At 71.2% G+C, this 20,876-nt stretch carries 14 protein-coding genes; 6 read left to right on the forward strand and 8 right to left on the reverse strand.

Features of this window, described 5'->3' with window-relative positions; genetic code table 11:
* Window positions 1-4: 4 nt before the first annotated feature.
* The 5 genes from ACIBL4_RS15210 to ACIBL4_RS15230 form a co-directional block, all read right to left on the reverse strand.
* Entirely contained in the window at window positions 5-934 is a 930-nt protein-coding gene (locus tag ACIBL4_RS15210) for a branched-chain amino acid ABC transporter permease (RefSeq protein ID WP_399410047.1), read from the reverse strand.
* A 138-nt stretch (window positions 935-1,072) separates the two neighbouring features.
* Window positions 1,073-2,305 carry a branched-chain amino acid ABC transporter substrate-binding protein gene (locus tag ACIBL4_RS15215; RefSeq protein WP_399410586.1) on the reverse strand — a complete coding sequence of 411 codons (1,233 nt, stop codon included), beginning with the start codon at window positions 2,303-2,305 and terminating at the stop codon, window positions 1,073-1,075.
* Window positions 2,306-3,455: 1,150 nt separating this feature from the next.
* Window positions 3,456-4,328, reverse strand: a complete 873-nt coding sequence (locus tag ACIBL4_RS15220) for a trypsin-like serine protease (RefSeq protein ID WP_399410049.1) — start codon at window positions 4,326-4,328, stop codon at window positions 3,456-3,458.
* A 117-nt stretch (window positions 4,329-4,445) separates the two neighbouring features.
* Window positions 4,446-4,934, reverse strand: coding sequence for a PaaI family thioesterase (locus tag ACIBL4_RS15225; RefSeq protein WP_399410051.1), 489 nt, complete (start codon window positions 4,932-4,934; stop codon window positions 4,446-4,448).
* A gap of 58 nt (window positions 4,935-4,992) precedes the next feature.
* Complete coding sequence (locus ACIBL4_RS15230; RefSeq protein WP_399410054.1) at window positions 4,993-7,272, reverse strand: FdhF/YdeP family oxidoreductase; 2,280 nt, start codon at window positions 7,270-7,272, stop codon at window positions 4,993-4,995.
* 359 nt (window positions 7,273-7,631) lie between these two features.
* Between ACIBL4_RS15230 and polA the strand changes: the two genes are divergently transcribed.
* On the forward strand, window positions 7,632-10,358 hold the full coding sequence (gene polA, locus ACIBL4_RS15235) for a DNA polymerase I (RefSeq protein WP_399410056.1): 2,727 nt from the start codon (window positions 7,632-7,634) through the stop codon (window positions 10,356-10,358).
* Between the two features lie 346 nt (window positions 10,359-10,704).
* On the forward strand, window positions 10,705-11,292 hold the full coding sequence (locus ACIBL4_RS15240) for a hypothetical protein (protein WP_399410058.1): 588 nt from the start codon (window positions 10,705-10,707) through the stop codon (window positions 11,290-11,292).
* Here ACIBL4_RS15240 and ACIBL4_RS15245 read toward each other — a convergent pair.
* A complete protein-coding gene (locus ACIBL4_RS15245) occupies window positions 11,204-12,067 on the reverse strand; it encodes a DUF4184 family protein (protein ID WP_399410060.1) in 864 nt (287 codons plus the stop codon). The two genes, ACIBL4_RS15240 and ACIBL4_RS15245, sit on opposite strands and share 89 nt — an antisense overlap.
* Window positions 12,068-12,383: 316 nt before the next feature.
* On the opposite strand from ACIBL4_RS15245, the gene ACIBL4_RS15250 reads away from it, so the two are divergent.
* The 3 genes from ACIBL4_RS15250 to ACIBL4_RS15260 all read left to right on the forward strand — a co-directional run bounded on the left by ACIBL4_RS15250 (window position 12,384) and on the right by ACIBL4_RS15260 (window position 15,435).
* Window positions 12,384-14,144, forward strand: coding sequence for a lytic transglycosylase domain-containing protein (locus ACIBL4_RS15250; protein WP_399410062.1), 1,761 nt, complete (start codon window positions 12,384-12,386; stop codon window positions 14,142-14,144).
* Window positions 14,145-14,282: 138 nt separating this feature from the next.
* Window positions 14,283-14,417 carry an SPW_0924 family protein gene (locus ACIBL4_RS15255; protein WP_356923094.1) on the forward strand — a complete coding sequence of 45 codons (135 nt, stop codon included), beginning with the start codon at window positions 14,283-14,285 and terminating at the stop codon, window positions 14,415-14,417.
* A gap of 25 nt (window positions 14,418-14,442) precedes the next feature.
* Window positions 14,443-15,435, forward strand: a complete 993-nt coding sequence (locus ACIBL4_RS15260; protein ID WP_399410064.1) for a DUF3068 domain-containing protein — start codon at window positions 14,443-14,445, stop codon at window positions 15,433-15,435.
* A gap of 10 nt (window positions 15,436-15,445) precedes the next feature.
* Here the strand turns inward: ACIBL4_RS15260 and hrpB are convergent, their stop codons facing one another.
* Both hrpB and ACIBL4_RS15270 read right to left on the reverse strand, forming a co-directional pair.
* Window positions 15,446-17,986 carry an ATP-dependent helicase HrpB gene (hrpB, locus tag ACIBL4_RS15265; protein ID WP_399410066.1) on the reverse strand — a complete coding sequence of 847 codons (2,541 nt, stop codon included), beginning with the start codon at window positions 17,984-17,986 and terminating at the stop codon, window positions 15,446-15,448.
* A 4-nt stretch (window positions 17,987-17,990) separates the two neighbouring features.
* Entirely contained in the window at window positions 17,991-18,803 is an 813-nt protein-coding gene (locus tag ACIBL4_RS15270; RefSeq protein WP_399410588.1) for a class I SAM-dependent methyltransferase, read from the reverse strand.
* 361 nt (window positions 18,804-19,164) lie between these two features.
* On the opposite strand from ACIBL4_RS15270, the gene rpsA reads away from it, so the two are divergent.
* Entirely contained in the window at window positions 19,165-20,664 is a 1,500-nt protein-coding gene (gene rpsA, locus ACIBL4_RS15275; protein ID WP_399410068.1) for a 30S ribosomal protein S1, read from the forward strand.
* The last annotated feature ends 212 nt before the right edge of the window (window positions 20,665-20,876 follow it).

The raw sequence follows: 20,876 nt of genomic DNA on the forward strand, positions 1-20,876 counted from the left end.
GTGATCACGCCCTGTCCGCGACGCGCTCGCCGAGCAGGCCCTGGGGCCGGAACAGGAGCACGAGGATGAGGAGGCAGAAGGCCCACACGTTGGCCCAGCTCTGGCCGCCGAGCTGCGACATGCCGGGGATTTCGTCGATGTAGGCGGAGGCGAGGGTTTCGGCGATGCCGAGGACGACGCCGCCGAGCATGGCGCCGTAGATGTTGCCGATGCCGCCGAGGACGGCCGCGGTGAACGCCTTGAGGCCCATGAGGAAGCCCATGCGGTAGTCGACGTTGCCGTACTTGAGTCCGTAGGCGACGGCCGCGACGGCGGCGAAGAAGCCGCCGATGGCGAAGGCGATGACGATGATGCGGTTGGTGTCGATGCCCATCAGCTGCGCGGTGTCGGGGTCCTGCGCGGTGGCCTGCATGGCGCGGCCGGTGCGGCTGCGGCGCACGAAGAAGGCGAGGGCGGCCATGCAGATGACGGCGGCGAGGATGAGGAAGATGTCGGCGTCCTTGATGGTGACGGAGCCGATGTCGTGGGTGGCGTCGAGGCCGGGGAAGGCGCGGGCGCGGTCGGCGCCGGGGTAGAAGTTGCGGACGACTTCCTGGAGGGCCAGGGAGAGGCCGATGGCGGTGATGAGGGGTGCCAGTCGTGGGGCTCCGCGCAGTGGCCGGTAGGCGAACCGTTCCGCTCCGACGGCGATGAGGATGGCCACGAGGGCGCCGCCGATGAGCATCAGGGGTACGGCGAGGGCCATCGAGGTGCCGTCGGGGAGGATGTAGAAGTAGACCGTGAGAGCGCCGAACGCTCCGGTCATGAAGATCTCGCCGTGCGCGAAGTTGATGAGCTGGACGATGCCGTACACCATCGTGTAGCCGATGGCGATCAGCCCGTACATCGAGCCTAGAAGCAGCCCGTTGGCCAGCTGCTGCGGCAGGGTGTTCACCGCATGGCCTCCATGTCGCTGGTGGTCGTGTGCACTGGATGCGTGCGTGGTCGCGTGCTGTGTGGGGGTGTGAAAACGGGCCGCGCGGTCGGGGTCCTCCTCCCGCGCGGCCCGTGGTGCGGCTAGTGGGGGCCGGACCTACTTGAGGTCGTCGGGGGTGCCGGTTTCCACGGCCTTCCAGGCGCCCTTCTCGACCTGGTAGACCGTCAGCTGCTTGTTGGTGGTGTCGCCGTACTGGTCGAAGGAGACCTTGCCGGTGAGGCCTTCGAAGTCGGACTTCTGGACTCCGTCGACGACCTTGGAGCGCAGGTCGTTGATGTCGGTGGGCACCTTGCCGCCGTTGGCGTCGGCCGCGGCCTTGACGGCCTTGATGATGGCCGTGGTGGCGTCGTAGGCGTAGGCGCCGTAGGCGCCGTAGTCGCCCTTGTAGCCCTTGTCCTTGTACGTCTGGATGAACTGCTTGGCGGCGGGAAGAGTGTCGGCGGGGACACCGATGGCGGTGACGAGGTCGCCCTCGGCGGCCTTGCCGGCGGCCTCGATGTAGGTGGAGGCGTACATGCCGTCGCCGCCGAACAGCGGGATCTTGACGCCGGCGTCCTTGAGCTGCTTGGTGATCAGCGCGGACTCGTCGTACTGGCCGCCGTAGTAGAGCAGGTCGGCACCGGAGTTCTTGATCTTGGTGACGAGGGAGCCGAAGTCCTTGTCGCCGGTGTTGACGTGGTCGGTGGCGACGACCTTGCCGCCGAGCTTCTTGAACTGCTCGTTGAAGATCTTCGCGAGGCCGGCGCCGTAGGTCTGCTTGTCGTCGACGACGAAGGCCTTCTTCTTCTTGAGGCCGTTGTACGCGTAGCCGGCCGCGAAGCTGCCCTGGAGTTCGTCGGTGGTGGCGGTACGGAAGTACGTCTTGAACGGACGCTTCTTGTCCGTCTGCCAGTTCTTGCCCTGGGTCAGCTCGGGGGCGGTGTTCGCCGGGGAGATCTGGACCATGTTGGCCGAGGCGAAGACCTGCTGCATCGTCTGGGCGACGCCGGAGTTCAGCGGGCCGACGGCGCCGACGGCGGTCTTGTCGCCGGTGAAGGTGGTGGCGTTGGACTGGCCGGTGGCGGGCTGGGCCTTGTCGTCCAGGGCCTTGAGCTTGAATTTCACGCCCGGGACCCAGTTGTTCTTGTTGGCGTCGTCGACGGCGATCTGAGCGCCGTACTGGATGCCGAGGCCGGTGGTGGAGTTCTCACCGGACAGGGGGGCGTCGACGCCGATGGTCAGCGTGGTGCCGTTGCCGCTGTCTCCGCTCTTGTCACCGCTGTCGTCTCGGGAGCCGCAGGCGGTGAGAGTCAGAGCTCCGGTCGTCAGAACGGAGGTAAGAATCACCAAGGAACGCTGTCGCACAATCAGTCCTTTCACAGGCAGGCCCGCCCTGGTCGGGGGGTGAGTGCCGCGCTGGTACCGAACTCCCGATGGAGCGGTGACTGGCCGTGACTCTAAGCCCGTGTGGAGGCAGGGTCAGCGGCGTGGGCTGGCTTGTGACTTTCTTGTTATGACGCGATGGATGCCCGGCTTCGGTGGCGGGCCCTCTCGGCGGGTTTGGTGGATTTTCTCCCTGGTCCGCATTCTGAGAACGCGCACTTCCGGTTGGCCATGGCTGAGATCGTGCGGCCACCGGGGCGCGGGCGGTGCGAACGGGGGCGGCGAGTTCCCGGGAGTGGGTGCGGCCGAAGGTGAAAGTGAGCTGTTCTATTGCACGTGCGTTACGGAGCGTTACGCCGAGAAAAGGGGGAGTCCGTGTCCGGGGGGAGTTCCGGCCCGGCGGGAAAGGCGATTTCTGCGGTGATGCGGGGGGTCGGCTTATCGGCCGGCTTGGTGAGGACCGGGTAAGCGCCGGGGCGGGCCTCGATCGGTGAGGACCGGTAAGCGCCGGGGCGGGCCTCGATCGCCCGCTCATGCGGGAGCCGGGGGCGGGAGCTCAGGGCCGGCCGTCGGTGGTGAGGGGGTGAACGCGGCCATGGATCGCGGTCATCGCGCGTCCCCGGGGTTACCGGACAGTCCATCGGCCGGCGAACCGGCCGGGCGTGCCGCGCCGGCGCTGATGCCGTCGAACTTCCGCCGCGCACGCCGGGTTGACGGGCGCGAGGGCCTCGCCCGGCGAGGTTCATTGCCTCTGGGTCCCGGGGGCGAGGGGCTGATCCGCAGCCCGCGGGTGGTGCCCCGTCGCACCTGGTGGTGCGCCATGCGAGGGCTTCGGCAGATTCACGAACGGCGAGGCGGTCGCGGCCACCTTCACGGGGTCGCGCGTCCTCGGTGTGACCGAGCGGCGGGCGGTCGGCGAACCTGCCGGCCGGGCTTGCGGGGATGACGTCCACTTCGATCCGAGTAGGCCGGGGGTTGACGGGGCCGAGCGCCCGGTCGGGTTCGTCGACTCATGGGGCCGCGGGAGCGGGGGCGGATCCGCCCCCCGGGGGCGGTGCCCCGCCGCACCTGGTGGTGTGTGGTGCGGCGGGGCGGTCGGTCGTGCCGGGGCGCGAGGTTACGGGAGCTTCACGAACGGTGAGAGGAAGGCGCGGGCGCCCGGGGTGTCCAGGCGGTATGTCACGTTTGTCGCGTAGCAGGGGGTGTCGCCGGTGATGGTGGTGGCGGCGAGGATGCTCCTGCCGCCGATGACGGCGAAGTTGGGGCCGCCCGAGTCGCCGTAGCAGGCGCCTCCGTTGCCCTGCGGGGCGGTCATCGCCAGCCGGGCCCAGGAGTTGTTGAGGGCGTCGAAGGTGACGGGTGCCTTCATGCGGACGCCACCGCCCGGGTGGGTCTGGCCGCCGGGGCCGTTGACGGCTTCCTGGGTGCCGTAGCCGGCGACGAGCCAGTCGGTGGCGTTCAGCCCCTGCGGGCCGAGTCTGCCGAGCTGGTTCGCGGTGGGCAGGGTGGCCGGGGTGAAGCTCCAGCGGTCCTTGACCTTGGCGGCGGGCAGTTCGATCACCGCGATGTCGTGGGTGTCGGAGGCGGGCCCCGGGTAGTCGGGGTGGGTGTGGGCGGTGCCCGGGACGGCGACGGCGGCGGCCTGCACGGCCGGGTCGCCCGGGTACTTCTTCGCCGCCGCGTCGAGCCCGGACTGCACGTCCTGGTCCAGGGACACGTAGAACCGCACGTTGTCGGGCCAGTCGGAGGTGCAGTGCGCGGCGGTCAGGAAGGTGTCCGCGTCGATCATGGTGCCCGAACAGACCCAGTCGACCCGGTCGGGGGTCGCGGGGTCGCCGTCGTTGTCCCAAGTGGCCACGAGCGCGCCGACCTCGGTGCGTTCGGGGGCGGGCGTCGCGTTGTAGGAGTTGATGGCGGAGGACGGCAGCGCGGTGGCGAGCACGGCGGCACCGGCCGCTGCGGTGACGGCGAAGGCGCGTACGGAGGTCAAGAGAAACCCTTCTACGGGTGGGACGGGTCTTCTCCTGTGGGGGTGGAGCGTCAGTGAAGCGCGCGAGGGCGGCCGCGACAAGAGCGCGCCCGCCCTTCCAGGGTTTTCCCTACGTCGTCAGCTCGCGGCGCGGATGAGCTGCTCGTCGCCCGGGTTCACATCGCGCAGCAGACAGGTCAGCCGGGCCGTGCACACCCTTTTATCGTTTTCGTCGGTTATGACGATTTCGTACGTGGCGGTCGAACGCCCCCGGTGCACGGGCGTGGCCACACCGGTGACGAGGCCGGAGCGCACCCCGCGGTGGTGCGTGCAGTTCAGGTCGACTCCCACGGCGATCTTGGAGCTGCCGCCGTGCAGCATCGAGCCGACCGAGCCCAGCGTCTCGGCCAGCACCGCGGAGGCCCCGCCGTGCAGCAGTCCGTAGGGCTGGGTGTTGCCCTCGACCGGCATCGTCCCGACCACCCGGTCCGCCGACGCCTCGACGATCTGGACGCCCATCCGGGTCCCCAGGTGGCCCGCGGAGAACAGGGCCGGGAGGTCCACACCGAGAGCGGCGTACTCGTCGATGACCTCCTGCGGGAACTTCACGTGCTGTTGTTCACCCATGGGGCCCGGTCTCCGTTCGTCCAGATCAGCGGTCTCACCTTCGTGGCTGAGCAAACGCTCAGTCGGTCGCCGATTGTTCCAGACGCACCACGACGGACTTGCTGGCAGGGGTGTTACTGGTGTCCGCCGTGGCATCCAGCGGCACCAGCACGTTGGTCTCCGGGTAGTACGCGGCGGCGCAGCCCCGGGCCGTCGGGTAGTGCACGACGCGGAATCCCGGCGCCCTGCGCTCCACGCCGTCCTTCCACTCGCTGACCAGGTCGACGTAATCGCCGTCCGCTAGCTTCAGGGCACGCGCGTCCTCGGGGTTGACCAGCACCACCCGGCGGCCGTTCCTGATGCCGCGGTAACGGTCGTCGAGGCCGTAGACCGTGGTGTTGTACTGGTCGTGCGAGCGCAGCGTCTGGAGCAGCAGACGGCCCTCGGGCAGCTCCGGGTACTCCACGGGCGCCGCCGTGAAGTTGGCCTTGCCGGTGGCCGTGGGGAAGCGGCGCTCGTCGCGCGGGGCGTGCGGGAGCGTGAAGCCGCCGGGGCGGGCCACGCGCGCGTTGAAGTCCTCGAAGCCGGGGATGACGCGCGCGATGCGGTCCCGGATCGTCGCGTAGTCCTTCTCGAACTCCTCCCAGGGCGTGGCGCTGTTCTCGCCCAGCACACGGCGGGCCAGGCGGCAGACGATGGCCGGCTCGGACAGCAGATGCCGGCTCGCGGGCTCCAGCCGGCCCCGGGAGGCGTGCACCATGCCCATCGAGTCCTCGACGGTCACGAACTGCTCGCCGCTGCCCTGCAGATCCCGCTCGGTACGGCCGAGGGTGGGCAGGATCAGGGCGCGCGCGCCCGTGACCGCGTGCGAGCGGTTCAGCTTCGTCGACACGTGCACGGTCAGCCGGGCCCGCCGCATGGCCGCCTCGGTGACCTCCGTGTCCGGGGACGCGGAGACGAAGTTGCCGCCCATGGCGAAGAAGACCTTCGCCTCGCCGTCGCGCAGCGCGCGGATGGCCCGTACGACGTCGTAGCCGTGCTCGCGCGGCGGGGCGAAGCCGAACTCCTTCTCCAGGGCGTCCAGGAACGCCGGGGCGGGGCGCTCGAAGATGCCCATCGTGCGGTCGCCCTGCACGTTCGAGTGGCCGCGCACCGGGCACACGCCCGCGCCCGGGCGGCCGATGTTGCCGCGCAGGAGAAGGAAGTTGACCACTTCCTTGATCGTCGGCACCGAGTGCTTGTGCTGGGTGAGCCCCATCGCCCAGCAGACGATGGTCCGCTCGGAGGTGAGGACCATGCCAAGGGTCTTCTCGATGTCCTCCCGGGTCAGGCCGGTCGCCGCGAGTGTCTCGTCCCAGTCGGCCGCGCGGGCCGTCTCCGCGAACTCCTCGTAACCGTGCGTGTGCTCCCGGACGAACGCCTCGTCGACGGCGCCCTGCGTCTCGACGATCAGCTTGTTGATCAGACGGAACAGGGCCTGGTCCCCGCCGAGGCGGATCTGCAGGAACAGGTCGGTCAGCGCGGCGCCCTTGAGCATGCCCTGCGGGGTCTGCGGGTTCTTGAAGCGCTCCAGGCCCGCCTCGGGCAGCGGGTTGACGCTGATGATCCTCGCCCCGTTGGCCTTGGCCTTCTCCAGGGCGGACAGCATGCGCGGGTGGTTCGTCCCCGGGTTCTGGCCGGCGACGATGATCAGGTCGGCCTTGTAGAGGTCCTCCAGCAGGACGCTGCCCTTGCCGATGCCGATCGTCTCCGACAGGGCCGAGCCGGACGACTCGTGGCACATGTTCGAGCAGTCGGGCAGGTTGTTCGTGCCGAGCTCGCGGGCGAAGAGCTGGTAGAGGAACGCGGCCTCGTTGCTGGTGCGGCCCGAGGTGTAGAAGACGGCCTCGTCGGGGGAGGCGAGGGCGGCGATCTCCTCGGCGACGATGTCGAAGGCGCGCTCCCAGGTCACCGGCTCGTAGTGCGTGCCGCCCTCGGGGAGGTACACGGGGTGGGTGAGGCGGCCCTGCTGGCCCAGCCAGTAGCCGCTGCGGCCGGCCAGGTCGGCGACCGGGTGCGCGGCGAAGAACTCCGGCGTGACCCGGCGCAGCGTGGCCTCCTCGGCGACGGCCTTCGCGCCGTTCTCGCAGAACTCCGCCTTGTGCCGGTGCTCCGGCTCCGGCCAGGCACAGCCCGGGCAGTCGAAGCCGTCCTTCTGGTTCACGCTCAGCAGCGTCAGCGCCGTGCGCTTCACACCCATCTGCTGCTGGGCGACTCGCAACGTGTGCCCGATCGCGGGGAGGCCCGCTGCCGCGTGCTGCGGTCCGGCGACCTGCGGCGCGTCCTGAACCGGATCACTCTTGGGCGGCTTCGTCGCCATCGCACACTCCCCTTCGACCGCGCTGTGAGGTACGTCTCCGATCCTCGCACGCTGCGGTGACGTCGCGTGAGGGGAGGGCTGGGGCGACGGGCCGCCCCGGGGGCACGCGTCGGGGGGCCGGGGCGGCGGCCCGCCCCCGGGCGCACGCGCGTCGGGAGTTGTGGGGCGGCGGCCCCTGGGCGTACGCGTCGGGAGGGCCGGGGGCGACGGCCCGCCCCCGGGGCATGCGTCGGGAGGGCTGGTGCGGCGGCCCGGCCCGGGCGCACGCGCGTGGGGAGGGCCGTGGCGACGGTCGTCCCGGGCGTGCGCGGTGTCGGGGCCGGGGCCGAGTGTCAGTGGGGCGTGGCAGGATCGGGGGCGTGGCAGAGACAGCATCGAAGACGACCGACCAGACCTCCGGCGGCAGCCGCCCACGACTGATGCTCATGGACGGGCACTCGCTGGCCTACCGAGCGTTCTTCGCGCTGCCCGCGGAGAACTTCACCACCGCGACGGGCCAGCCGACGAACGCGATCTACGGCTTCGCGTCGATGCTGGCCAACACACTGCGCGACGAGGCGCCCACGCACTTCGCCGTCGCCTTCGACGTCTCCCGCAAGACCTGGCGGTCGCAGGAGTTCACGGAGTACAAGGCGAACCGCTCCAAGACCCCCGACGAGTTCAAGGGGCAGGTCGAGCTGATCTGCGAGCTCCTCGACGCGATGGGCGCGGCCCGCTTCGCGGTCGACGGCTTCGAGGCGGACGACGTCATCGCCACCCTCGCCACGCAGGCCGAGGCCGAGGGCTTCGAGGTACTGATCGTCACCGGCGACCGTGACTCCTTCCAACTGGTCAGCGAGCACACGACCGTGCTGTACCCGACCAAGGGCGTCTCCGAGCTGACCCGCTTCACCCCCGAGAAGGTCTTCGAGAAGTACGGGCTGACGCCCGCGCAGTACCCCGACTTCGCGGCCCTGCGCGGCGACCCCTCCGACAACCTCCCCGGCATCCCCGGCGTCGGTGAGAAGACCGCCGCGAAGTGGATCAACCAGTTCGGCTCCTTCGCGGAACTCGTCGAGCGCGTGGACGAGGTCAAGGGCAAGGCCGGGCAGAACCTGCGCGACCACCTGGAAGCGGTCAAGCTCAACCGCCGGCTCACGGAGCTGGAGCGCCAGGTCGAGCTGCCCAAGGGCGTCACGGACCTGGAGCGGACCGCCTACGACCGCAAGGCCGTCGCGATGGTCCTGGACACCCTGGAGATCCGCAACCCCTCCCTGCGCGAGCGGCTCTTCGCCGTCGACCCCGGCGCCGAGGAGGCCGAGACCACCCCCATCAGCACGGACGGCGTGCAGCTGGACGGCACGGTGCTCGGCACCGGCGAGCTGACCGGCTGGCTCACCGAACACGGCACCGGGCCCCTCGGCGTCGCCACGGTCGACGCCTGGGCGCTCGGCGCCGGCTCGGTCGCCGAGGTCGCGCTCGCCGCGCCCGGCGGAGCGGCCGCCTGGTTCGACCCCTCCCAGCTGGACGAGGCCGACGAGACGGCGTTCGCGGCCTGGCTCGCCGACGCCGCCCGGCCCAAGATCTTCCACAACGCCAAGGGCGCCATGCGGGTCTTCGCCGAGCACGGCTGGAGCGTCGAGGGCGTGACCATGGACACCGCGCTCGCCGCCTACCTGGTCAAGCCGGGCCGCCGCTCCTTCGACCTGGACGCGCTGTCCCTGGAGTACCTGCACCGTGAGCTGGCCCCCGCCGCCGCGGCCGACGGCCAGCTCGCCTTCGGCGCGGACGAGGGCGCCGAGGCCGAGGCCCTGATGATCCAGGCCCGCGCCGTCCTCGACCTGGGCGAGGCCTTCGAGGGCCGCCTGGAGGAGGTCGGCGCCGCCGACCTGCTGCGCGACATGGAGCTGCCCACGTCCGCGCTGCTCGCCCGCATGGAGCGGCATGGCATCGCGGCCGACCGGCCCCACCTGGAGGCCATGGAGCAGATGTTCGCCGGCGCCGTCCAGCAGGCCGTGAAGGAGGCCCACGCGGCAGCGGGGCACGAGTTCAACCTGGGCTCGCCCAAGCAGCTCCAGGAGGTCCTCTTCGGCGAGCTGGCCCTGCCCAAGACGAAGCGGACGAAGACCGGCTACACCACGGACGCCGACGCGCTCGCCTGGCTCGCCACACAGACGGACAACGAACTGCCGGTGATCATGCTCCGCCACCGCGAGCAGGCCAAGCTGCGGGTCACCGTCGAGGGCCTGATCAAGACCATCGCCGCGGACGGCCGCATTCACACCACGTTCAACCAGACGGTCGCCGCCACCGGCCGCCTGTCCTCGACGGACCCGAACCTGCAGAACATCCCGGTCCGCACCGACGAGGGCCGCGCGATCCGCCGCGGCTTCGTCGTCGGCGAGGGCTTCGAGTCCCTGATGACGGCCGACTACAGCCAGATCGAACTGCGCGTCATGGCCCACCTCTCCGAGGACGAGGGCCTGATCGAGGCGTTCACCTCCGGTGAGGACCTGCACACCACGGCCGCCTCCCAGGTCTTCTCGGTCGAGCCGACCGCGGTGGACGCCGAGATGCGCCGCAAGATCAAGGCCATGTCGTACGGCCTGGCCTACGGGCTGTCCGCCTTCGGCCTCTCCCAGCAGCTGAACATCGAGGCGGCGGAGGCCCGCGCCCTGATGGACGCGTACTTCGAGCGGTTCGGCGGCGTACGGGACTATCTGCGCCGGGCGGTCGACGAGGCCCGGGCGACGGGCTACACGGCGACGCTCTTCGGACGCCGCCGCTACCTCCCCGACCTCAACAGCGACAACCGCCAGCGGCGTGAGGCCGCCGAGCGCATGGCCCTCAACGCGCCCATCCAGGGCACGGCGGCCGACATCGTCAAGATCGCCATGCTCAAGGTGGACAGCGCGCTGAAGGAGGCCGGCCTCGCCTCCCGCATGCTGCTCCAGGTCCACGACGAAATCGTGCTGGAGATCGCCCCCGGCGAGCGGGCGGCCGCCGAGGACCTCGTCCGCCGCGAGATGGCGAACGCCGTCCACCTCCGTGTCCCCCTGGGCGTCTCGGTGGGCGCGGGTCCGGACTGGGAGTCGGCGGCGCACTGAGCCCGGCGCGCAGTGCCTTCGGCCGGGTCTTGAGCCGGGGGCACCCGCCTCCCACCCCGGTGGACCGGGGCGGAAGCCACTCGCTCGCGAGATGGGGAACGCCGTCCACCTCCGCGTCCCCTTGGGCGCGGGTCCGGACTGGGAGTCGGCGGCGCACTAACCCCGGCGCGGGGTGCCCTCGGCCGAATTCTTGGGCCGGGGGGCACCCGCCCTCCACTTCGGGGTGCCCCCGGCCAGGTCCTGAGCTGGGGCCGCCGCCCCCCACCCCGCTGAACCCCCGCAGAAACGTCACTCGCGTGGCCCCCGACAAAAGGCCCCCGCCCCCGGCGGTCGCAAGGATGCGGGCATGGGTATACGCACGCTCCTTTGCCGCACGGCCCCAGGCGTGGCACTCCCGCCGGTCCCGCCCTTCGCGGCCGCCGCAAGCACGGTCCGCGTCCCCGCCGGCCTCACCACGGCCCTGCGCCGCACGACGGCGGACCTCCGGCAGCGCCTGGCCAAGGGCCGACGGCCGGCCGATCCCACACGCGCCGCCGAGGCGTCCGCCGCGACCGGTCGCACCGGCGCCGGCGACATGACGGGCCTCCCGGGTCTCACCGGTGCCGGCGACCTGTCCGCCGTCCCAGGTCTCACCAGCCCGGACGACGTGGCCGAAATCCTCGGTCTCACCAGCGGCAAAGCCCCTGCAGCCCAGCACCGGGGCCCTGCCGACCGCCCCGGCAGGACCGGCCGCCCCTGGGCGGACCTGGCCCGCAGCTACCTGACGCTCGTCCTGACCCTGCTCCCACGGCCCCGCCGCCCCGCACACACCACCATCACCGTGTACATCGCGACGACAGCACCCCTCAGCGAGCGGCAGACCGGCTCGGCTCCGCGTCATCGAGGCGGTCAGGACCGCCCGGGGCCGGGACCGGAGCCGGACGCCACGCCCTGACCCCCACGGCGTACAGCAGCAGCGCCGGGACGAGCCCCGCGCCCGCCCCGAAGCACACCGTCGGAATGATCTCCCACGGTTTCGCGCTCGAAGCCCAGTAGGCCCACCACCGCGACGCCCGCTGCACCGCCCCCGCCAGCGCGAAGCCGCCGATCACCGCACCGGCCAGCCACCGGTCCCGTACCGACAGAGCGGGGACCCCCACCGGCTCGCGCACCGGCGCCCGCCGCACGGCCGTCGCCACGAACACGGCGATCACGACAGCGGCCACCGCCGAACCGCCGTACTGCAGGTACCAGTACAGCGGCGAACCCGCCACCTCCCGGCCCAGCACCGGAAACAGCCGCATCCCCCACCGGTCGAGATGCGTGAACGCGTCCCACACGACATGGGTCAGCGCGCCGAGCACCGCGGACGCGTACCACCCCAGCACCAGGGACGGCCGCACACGCGCGCGTGGCGCTCCGCACCGCACCAGCGCGGAGACCCGCCCCTGGCGGGCCCGAGGCAGCAGCGCCACCAGTGGTTCGCGCAGCAGCAGCCACAGCCCCACCAGCGCCCAGGCGATGAGCACATCGACCGTGAACACACCCGGGAACGAGTGCGTGACGTCACCGAACTCCATCGCCCCCGACACCGCGCTCGCCGCGTAATAGGTCATGTCGGGCGCGAAGGAACCCGCCACGAGCACGGCGGGCACCAGCGGGCCCCGGCCGGTGCCGTCGGTGCGTACGGCGGGCAGTACGGCTGCCGCATGGCTCAGCGTGAACGGCAACTCGGCTCCTCGTGACGGTCGTTGCCCGGGCGATCGAGGGCCCAGTATGCGGGATTCCGAACACCGGCCCTCCCACCGCGCCCGCCGCATGACCAACTGGTGAAAAACGGGCACGAACGGGTGCCCGAGCAAAGGAAGTTGTCGTAGGGTCGCCAGGGTCACCGTGCCGGTGGCAGGAGACGGGCCTGTCGGAGGGCAACCGCTGGGGCCGGTCGATCGTCACAACAGAGCGAGCGCAACAGAAGTACGCGTACGCAACACAAGCGCGCGACAGACAGAGACGGGCGCTCGGGCGTCCACGGGAGGGGTTCACTCTATGGCGGCGCAATTCGGCAGGAGGCTGTGCAAGGGGGCGGCAACCACCGCCGTGGCCGCGGTAGCGGTCGCGGCCCTGTCCGCCTCCCAGGCTCCGGGCGTGAACGACCACGGCAGACAGCCGACCGCGGACGCCACGCCCTCACCCGACGCGAGTGCCTCCGACGGCAGCGCCACCGGCAACTCGCCGTACTACACGGACCTGCCGCCGCTCAACAGCCCGAGCCCGTCACCGAGCACCGGGCCGGCCCCCACGCCCTCCGGCACCCCGGAGGCGGGCATCCCCGCCACCGTCCTCGACGCCTACAAGAAGGCCGAGGCCGCGCTGCGCGACTCCAAGCCCGGCTGCAACCTGCCCTGGCAACTCCTCGCGGCCATCGGCCGGGTGGAATCGGGCCAGGCCCGCGGCGGCCGTGTCACCGCCGACGGCACCACAATCTCGCCGATCCTCGGCCCGCAGCTCGACGGCAACGGCTTCGCCCTCATCAGGGACACCGACAACGGCGCCTACGACGGCAACAGCAGCTACGACCAGGCCGTCGGCCCCATGCAGTTCATCCCGTCCACCTGGGCCTGGGCCGGCCGCGACGGCAACGGTGACGGCAAGAAGGACCCCAACAACGTCTACGACGCCGCACTCGCCGCCGGCCACTACCTGTGCCGCAACAACTGGGACCTGTCCGACCAGAACGACCTCGACCGCGCGATCCTCAGCTACAACAACTCGCGTGAGTACCTGAACCTGGTCATGCGGTGGCTGGAGTACTACCGCAAGGGTACGCACGAAGTCCCCGACGGCACGGGCACGCTGCCCGGCAACCGCAGCGACGACGGGGCCGGGGCGAGCCCCAGCCCCTCCACGCCGAGCACACCCGGCACGCAGGCAGGGGGCGGCTCCAAGCCCAGGCCGAGTCCCAGGCCCGACAAGCCCGGCGGGGGCGGCACCCAGCCCACGAAGCCCACCACCCCGCCCTCCACTCCGCCCACGACCCCGCCGAACTCCCCGAGCACGCCGCCCTCGACGCCCCCCACGCCCACCGACACGGTGCACCACCTGGAGGACGCCGGGACGGCGAAGCTCACCGCGATGGCGGGTGACGCGTTCACCAAGCGGATCAGCACCCGCGCCGAGACGAAGGCCGGCAAGGCCGTCGCCAAGGTCAGGATCCGCTTCACGATCCTCGGCGACACGGACACCACCTTCGCGGGCGGCGAGAGCGTGGCCACGGTCGCCACCAACAGCTCCGGAGTGGCCGTCGCGCCCGCACTCCAGGCGGGCGAGAAGACGGGCGACGTCACCGTCCGGGCCACCGTCGTGGGCCGCACGGTAGCGGGCCTCGACTACACGGCCACCGTCACCGAGCGCGCCGCCGACAAGCTCGCGCGCACCGGCGACGCCCCGCTGACCTGTGTTCCGGGCGGCGAGTTCGCCAACCGGGTCCAGGTGAAGGCGACGTACCAGGGCGCCGTCGCCGACGGCGTCGCGGCAACCGCCACCCTGATCAAGTCGGCCGACGACCCGACCGCCAACGACAAGGGCCCCTACTTCAAGGACGCCGACGGCAAGGCCGTACGCACCCTGACGGGCCTCAAGACGGACGCGAAGGGACTGCTGACGCTGCCCAGGCTCTACGCGGACGACACCAGCGGCACGTTCCTGCTCCGCGTCAACACCGAAGGCGGAGCGACCCTCACCGTCGAACTGACCGTGGCGGCTGCCGAGACGTCCTCACCGAGCCCTTCGGCCAGTCCGAGCGCGTAGCTCTCAGGTACGACGGACGACGCCCCTCTTTCAAGAGGGGCGTCGTTGTGTGTGCAACGTGTTCTCATCTCCGCCGCGCGTTGCTACGGTGCCGGGAAACCTGACGGTGCATCAGCTCCGTTCGTGGGGAGGCCCCGTATGCGTGCCCTTGTCGCCGCCGCCATCGGTCTCGCCGCCGCGTTCGCCGTGGTCCTGACGCTGACCGCCCTCGCACAGCCCTCGGGCGGCACGTCCCCGAAGCCCCTGCTGACGACGGTGCCCGCACACCCCTGACCGCCCGCCCGGGAGGGAGGCCGAGATGCGCCGCAAGGCCGGCCTGGTCCTGCTCGCCCTCGCCGTGTTCTTCGCGGCGCTGTCCCCGCTGCTGCGCTGGTACGCCTTCCCGCGCCTCGCCAAGGTCCCCGCGAACCAGTACCAGGACATGGTCCTGGAGGCGCAGAACGCCACCCTCCTCGACTACGGCACGATGCGGGCCCGCACCGTCCCCAAGGTCACCATCGTGCAGACCCTCAAGGGCAACGTGGAGGCCTCCGAGCGGATCGAGGAGTCGGCGGGCCGCGACGTGGTCGTCTGGGACGGCCTGTCCTACGTCGTCGGCCCCGACGGCGAGATGGTGTCGAAGATCCCCGAGCGCTACGTCTTCGACGCCCACACCCAGGACCCCGTCCACGCCACCGGCGAGATGGTCGACGGCGACCCGGTGCGCCGCGAGGGCATCGAGTTCAAATGGCCGTTCCTCACGGAGAAACGGGACTACGAGTACTTCGACGCCCAGGCCCGCGTCACCGCCCCCATCCACTACAAGGGCACCCAGGACTTCCGCGGCCTGGAGGTCTACTACTTCGAGCAGACCATCCCCTGGACCAAGGTGCGGATCCCGAAGACCCTGCCCGTGAAGGGCCTCACCCTCGAGTCCGTCGCAGAGACCGGCACGACCCGCTGGTACACCACGGTCCGCAAGTTCTGGGTCGAACCCGTCACCGGCGCCCCCGTCTACGGCGAGGAACTCCACAAGGAGGAGCTGCGCGGCGGCACCCTCCTCGGAGACCGGGAGAAGGTGACCGCGTTCGCCGGGCACGTGAAGATGCGCGAGGACTACATCACGCACACCGTCGACCTGGTGAAGTCCCAGCGCCTGCTCATCCTGCTGATGACGTCCTACCTGCCGTGGGGCTCCCTGGCTCTCGGCATCCTCCTGCTGGCCCTCGCGCTCTACCTGGAGGCCCGCAGCCGCCGCCCGTCCGGCCCGGCCCCCACGGATGCCGAGGAACCGTCACCGGTCAGCGCCTGACCGGCGGCCGTCAGCGCCTGAGCCGGGCGCTGGTGTACCGGGTGGGTTCCGCCCCGGCCGGGTCCTCGGGCCAGGGATGCTTCGGATAGCGCCCGCGCAGCTCCGCCCGCACGCCCTTGTAGCCCTCCTTCCAGAACGAGGCGAGGTCGGCCGTGACGGCGGCCGGACGCCCGGCCGGGGACAGCAGATGCACGAGCAACGGCACCCCGGCGACCCGTGGCGACTCCTGGAGCCCGAACATCTCCTGCAACTTCACCGCCAGTACGGGCTGCTCGGGCCGGGAGTAGTCGACGCGGATCCTCGACCCGCTCGGCACCGTGATCCGCTCGGGGGCGAGCTCGTCGAGCCGCCCGGCCTCTCCGGAGGCCCAGGGCAGCAGCCGCGCAAGCGCCTCTCCGGCGTCGATCCGCGCCAGATCGGCCCGCCGCCGGGCCCGGCTCAGCTCCGGCTCCAGCCACTCCTCCACGCGCGCGTGGAGCGCGTCGTCGGACACGTCGGGCCACGGTTCACCGAGATGCAGCCGCAGAAACGCCAGCCGCTGCCGCAGGACACCGGCCTCCGGCGACCAGCGCAGCACCCCGAACCCCTCACGCCGCAGCCCGTCGAGCAGCGCACCGCGTACCAGCCCCGGATCGGCGTCCTTCAGCGGCCGCGCCGCCACCTCCACGGCCCCCAGCCGCTCGACCCGCCGCGCCACGACGTCGCCGCCGTCCCACAAGACCTCGTCCCGCTCCTCCAGCAACGCGCCGGCCGCGAGCCGGGCGGTCTCCTCGTCGACGACAGCCCCGAGCTGCACGCGCGCGTGGCCCTTGCCGACGGGCCGGTCGGCCATGGCGACAGCGATCCAGGGGGAACCGCGCAGCGCGCTCCCGTCGCCGGCCTCGGCACGGGTTCCCGACGCCATGAGATACGACCCACCGTCGGCCTTGGCGACACGCTCGGGAAAGGCGAGAGCGGCGACGAGCCCCACCTGGTGTTCCTCCGAGGAGTTCGCCCTCGCGTCGACTTGTGCCTCTTGATGCGAGCTACGGATGAGCGGGTGGGAAACCCCCGAAACGACGGCCCGCAGCCGCCGAACCTCGCTCCGCCACCGCCCGGAGTAGGCGTCACCCCCACGCCGGGCACGACGCAACGCACCCGCGAGATCATCGCCGTACTCCCGAGGCGCCTCCTCGCTCAACAGGGCGACGATTTCCGAGGCGCACTCGGCCCCCATGAAGGGAAGGGAATCCACCAAGGCCCGTCCCAGCCGCGGATGAACCCCCAGCCGAGCCAGCGCAGCGCCCCGCTCCGTGGCCCGGCCGGCGGAGTCGACGGCCCCCACCGCCGCCAGAACATCCCGCGCCGCCGCCATCGCCCCGCCCGGCGGCGGATCCAGCAACGCCAGCCCGGACGCGTCCGGACCCCCCCAGCAGGCCACCTGAAGCGCGAACGCCGTCAGGTCGGCCACCTTGATCTCCGGCGACGGGAAACGCGGCAGACGCGCGTCCTCGGCCTCCGCCCAGCACCGGTACACGGCCCCGGGCGCCTCACGCCCGGCCCGCCCCGCCCGCTGCCGCCCGGCCGCCTGCGACGCCCGTACCGTCGTCAGCGCGCTCAGCCCGCGGCCGTGGTCGACGCGTGGTTCCCGCGCCAGCCCGGAGTCGACGACCACGCGCACACCGGGAACCGTCAGCGACGACTCCGCCACCGACGTGGCCAGCACCACCCGGCGCCGCTCCCCGCCGGCCAGCACGGCGTCCTGGACGGCCGCGGACGCCCGCCCGTGCACCTGCAGCACCTCGACGTCCCCGAGCCCCCCGAGCTGCCCGGCGACCCGGGCGATCTCACCCACGCCCGGCAGGAAACACAGCACGTCCCCGTCCCGCTCGGCCAGTGCCCGCCGCACCACCGACGCCACATGCGTCAGCAGCGCCGGATCCACCCGCATCCCGTGCGGCGGCCGTACGGGCCGAACCGGCGGCGCCCACACGACCTCCACCGGATACGCCGTCCCGCGGGCCTCGACCACCGGAGCGCCGCCCAGCAGTTCGGCCCACCCCTGCGCGTCGGTCGTCGCCGAGGCGGCCACCAGCCGCAGTTCCGGACGGAGCGTCTGCCGCACGTCCCACAGGAACGCCGCCGCCGTGTCCGCGTCCAGATGCCGCTCGTGGCACTCGTCGAGCACCACCACGTCCGTACCGCCCAGCTCCTGGTCCCGCTGCACCCGCTGCACCAGCACACCGGTCGTGACGACCTCCACGCGTGTGTGCCGCCCGACGACGCGTTCCCCGCGCACGGTGTAGCCGACGCTCTCGCCGACCTTCTCGCCCAGCAGCCACGCCATCCGCCGCGCCGCCGCCCGGACCGCGATCCGTCGCGGCTCGGCGACGATCACCCGCCGCCGGGGCCCCTCCCCGAGCAGCCCCGCCAGGGCCAGGGGCACCAGGGTCGTCTTGCCGGTCCCGGGCGGTGCCACGAGCACGGCGGTCCCGTGCCCCTCCAGGGCGTCCTCCAGGGCGGGCAGGGCACCGCGTACGGGCAGGGCGTCCAGAGCGTCGTAACGGATCACGCACTCAGTCTCGTACGCACACGAAGATCGCCGTTCCGGGGATCAGGTTCCCGCGCAGCGGCGACCAGCCGCCCCACTCGGAGGTGTTCCAGGCCGGCCACTCCGGCTCCACCAGGTCCACCAGCTGGAAGCCCGAGGCCACCACGTCCCGGACGCGGTCGCCGAGCGTGCGGTGGTGCTCCACGTAGACCGCGTGGCCCTCCTCGTCCTGCTCGACGTAGGGCGTGCGGTCGAAGTACGAACCCGACACCGACAGTCCCTCCGGGCCGGGCTCGTCCGGGAAGGCCCAGCGGATCGGGTGCGTCACCGAGAAGACCAGACGGCCCCCGGGCCGCAGCACCCGGCGCACCTCCCGCAGCACCAGGCGCGGATCGGCGACGAAGGGCAGCGCGCCGTACGCCGAGCAGGCCAGGTCGAACGAGCCGTCCGCGAAGGGCAGCGCCACGGCGTCGGCGCACACCAGGGGAAACGGTCCGCCGATGCGCAGCGCGTGCTGCAGCTGCCGGTGCGAGATGTCCAGGGCCACCGGGCGGGCTCCCTGGCCGGCCAGCCAGCGCGAGCACTGCGCCGCGCCCGCGCCGATCTCCAGGACGTTCTTGCCCTTCAGCTCCTCCGGCGGGCCGAGCAGCTCGGCCTCCACCTCGTCCAGACCCTCGGGGCCCCACACGAAGCGGTCGTCGCCGAGGAAGGTGCCGTGCTCGGTCTGGTACTCGTCCGCGTTGCGGTCCCACCAGCCCCGGTTGGCCCGGGAGCTCTCGGTGGCATCTGCGTCACGCCGGGTCGCCTCCGGTTCGGACGCTTCGGGCTCTTGGATGATCGGCTCCCTCGTCGTACTCTTCCGTCCAGCCGGTCCCGGAGGTGTCCCGAAGGGGCGTCACACGCCCTGCGTGGCCTCGGACGACACGACTTGTGCCGGGTATGCGGTGTTCCGCCCCGGGTGGGCGGCTTCGCGCATTGACCCTGCCCGGCTGCCCCCGTATGCTACAAGTTGCGCTGCGGGCCTGCGCACCTCAGACGTAGCAGGCTGCGCTCGCATCTGTATGTATGTCCCCTCGGTTGTCGAGGCGCCACCGATCTTGTGTGGCGCTTCCTTGGCTGTCCGGCTTCTGCAGAGCGAAACGGGCTCCCGGCGTAGCAGTACCTACGACTTCAATGTCCGTACCGGAGCCCTTTCCCACATGACGAGCAGCACCGAGACCACCGCCACCACTCCGCAGGTAGCGGTCAACGACATCGGTAACGAGGAAGCCTTCCTCGCCGCGATCGACGAGACGATCAAGTACTTCAACGACGGCGACATCGTCGACGGCGTCATCGTGAAGGTCGACCGGGACGAGGTCCTGCTCGACATCGGTTACAAGACCGAAGGTGTGATCCCGAGCCGCGAGCTCTCGATCAAGCACGACGTCGACCCCAACGAGGTCGTCGCCGTCGGCGACGAGATCGAGGCCCTTGTTCTCCAGAAGGAGGACAAGGAAGGCCGCCTGATCCTCTCGAAGAAGCGCGCCCAGTACGAGCGTGCCTGGGGCACCATCGAGAAGATCAAGGAAGAGGACGGGATCGTCACCGGTACCGTCATCGAGGTCGTCAAGGGTGGTCTCATCCTCGACATCGGCCTCCGTGGCTTCCTCCCGGCCTCCCTGGTCGAGATGCGCCGCGTTCGCGACCTCCAGCCCTACGTGGGCAAGGAGCTCGAGGCCAAGATCATCGAGCTGGACAAGAACCGCAACAACGTGGTCCTGTCCCGCCGTGCCTGGCTGGAGCAGACCCAGTCCGAGGTCCGCCAGACGTTCCTCACGACCCTCCAGAAGGGTCAGGTCCGTTCCGGCGTCGTCTCCTCGATCGTCAACTTCGGTGCCTTCGTGGACCTGGGTGGCGTCGACGGTCTGGTCCACGTCTCCGAGCTGTCCTGGAAGCACATCGACCACCCCTCCGAGGTCGTCGAGGTCGGCCAGGAGGTCACGGTCGAGGTCCTCGACGTCGACATGGACCGCGAGCGCGTCTCCCTGTCGCTGAAGGCGACCCAGGAAGACCCGTGGCAGCAGTTCGCCCGCACCCACCAGATCGGCCAGGTCGTGCCCGGCAAGGTCACGAAGCTGGTCCCGTTCGGTGCGTTCGTCCGCGTGGACGAGGGCATCGAGGGTCTGGTCCACATCTCCGAGCTGGCCGAGCGCCACGTGGAGATCCCGGAGCAGGTCGTCCAGGTCAACGACGAGATCTTCGTCAAGGTCATCGACATCGACCTCGAGCGCCGCCGCATCAGCCTCTCGCTGAAGCAGGCCAACGAGGCCTTCGGTGCCGACCCGTCGACGGTCGAGTTCGACCCGACCCTGTACGGCATGGCCGCGTCCTACGATGACCAGGGCAACTACATCTACCCCGAGGGCTTCGACCCCGAGACCAACGACTGGCTCGAGGGCTACGAGAAGCAGCGCGAGGAGTGGGAGCGCCAGTACGCCGAGGCGCAGCAGCGCTTCGAGCAGCACCAGGCGCAGGTCATCAAGTCCCGCGAGGCGGACGAGAAGGCCGCTGCCGAGGGTGGTGGCGAGGCCGCCGCTCCGGCCGCGTCCGGTGGTGGCGGTTCGTACTCCTCCGAGGGCCCGGACAACTCCGGCGCGCTGGCCTCGGACGAGGCGCTTGCCGCCCTGCGAGAGAAGCTGGCGGGTGGGCAGAGCTGAACGCCCACTGAGCTGTAGCTCCTGACTGAGGGCCCGTACCTTTCCCGGTGCGGGCCCTCGGTGTGTGTCGGGCTCGGTTTTCGACCGCCGGCCGGCGGGGGCTTGTCGCGCAGTTCCCCGCGCCCCTCAAGAAGGGCGTCGCCCCGCCCGCCAAGATCGAAGTTCTCCTCCTCCGGGAATGCCCATGCCCGCAACGGCGTTGTGGAGTAGGA

This window comes from Streptomyces sp. NPDC050416 (genome assembly GCF_044458845.1).
Taxonomy (GTDB): domain Bacteria; phylum Actinomycetota; class Actinomycetes; order Streptomycetales; family Streptomycetaceae; genus Streptomyces.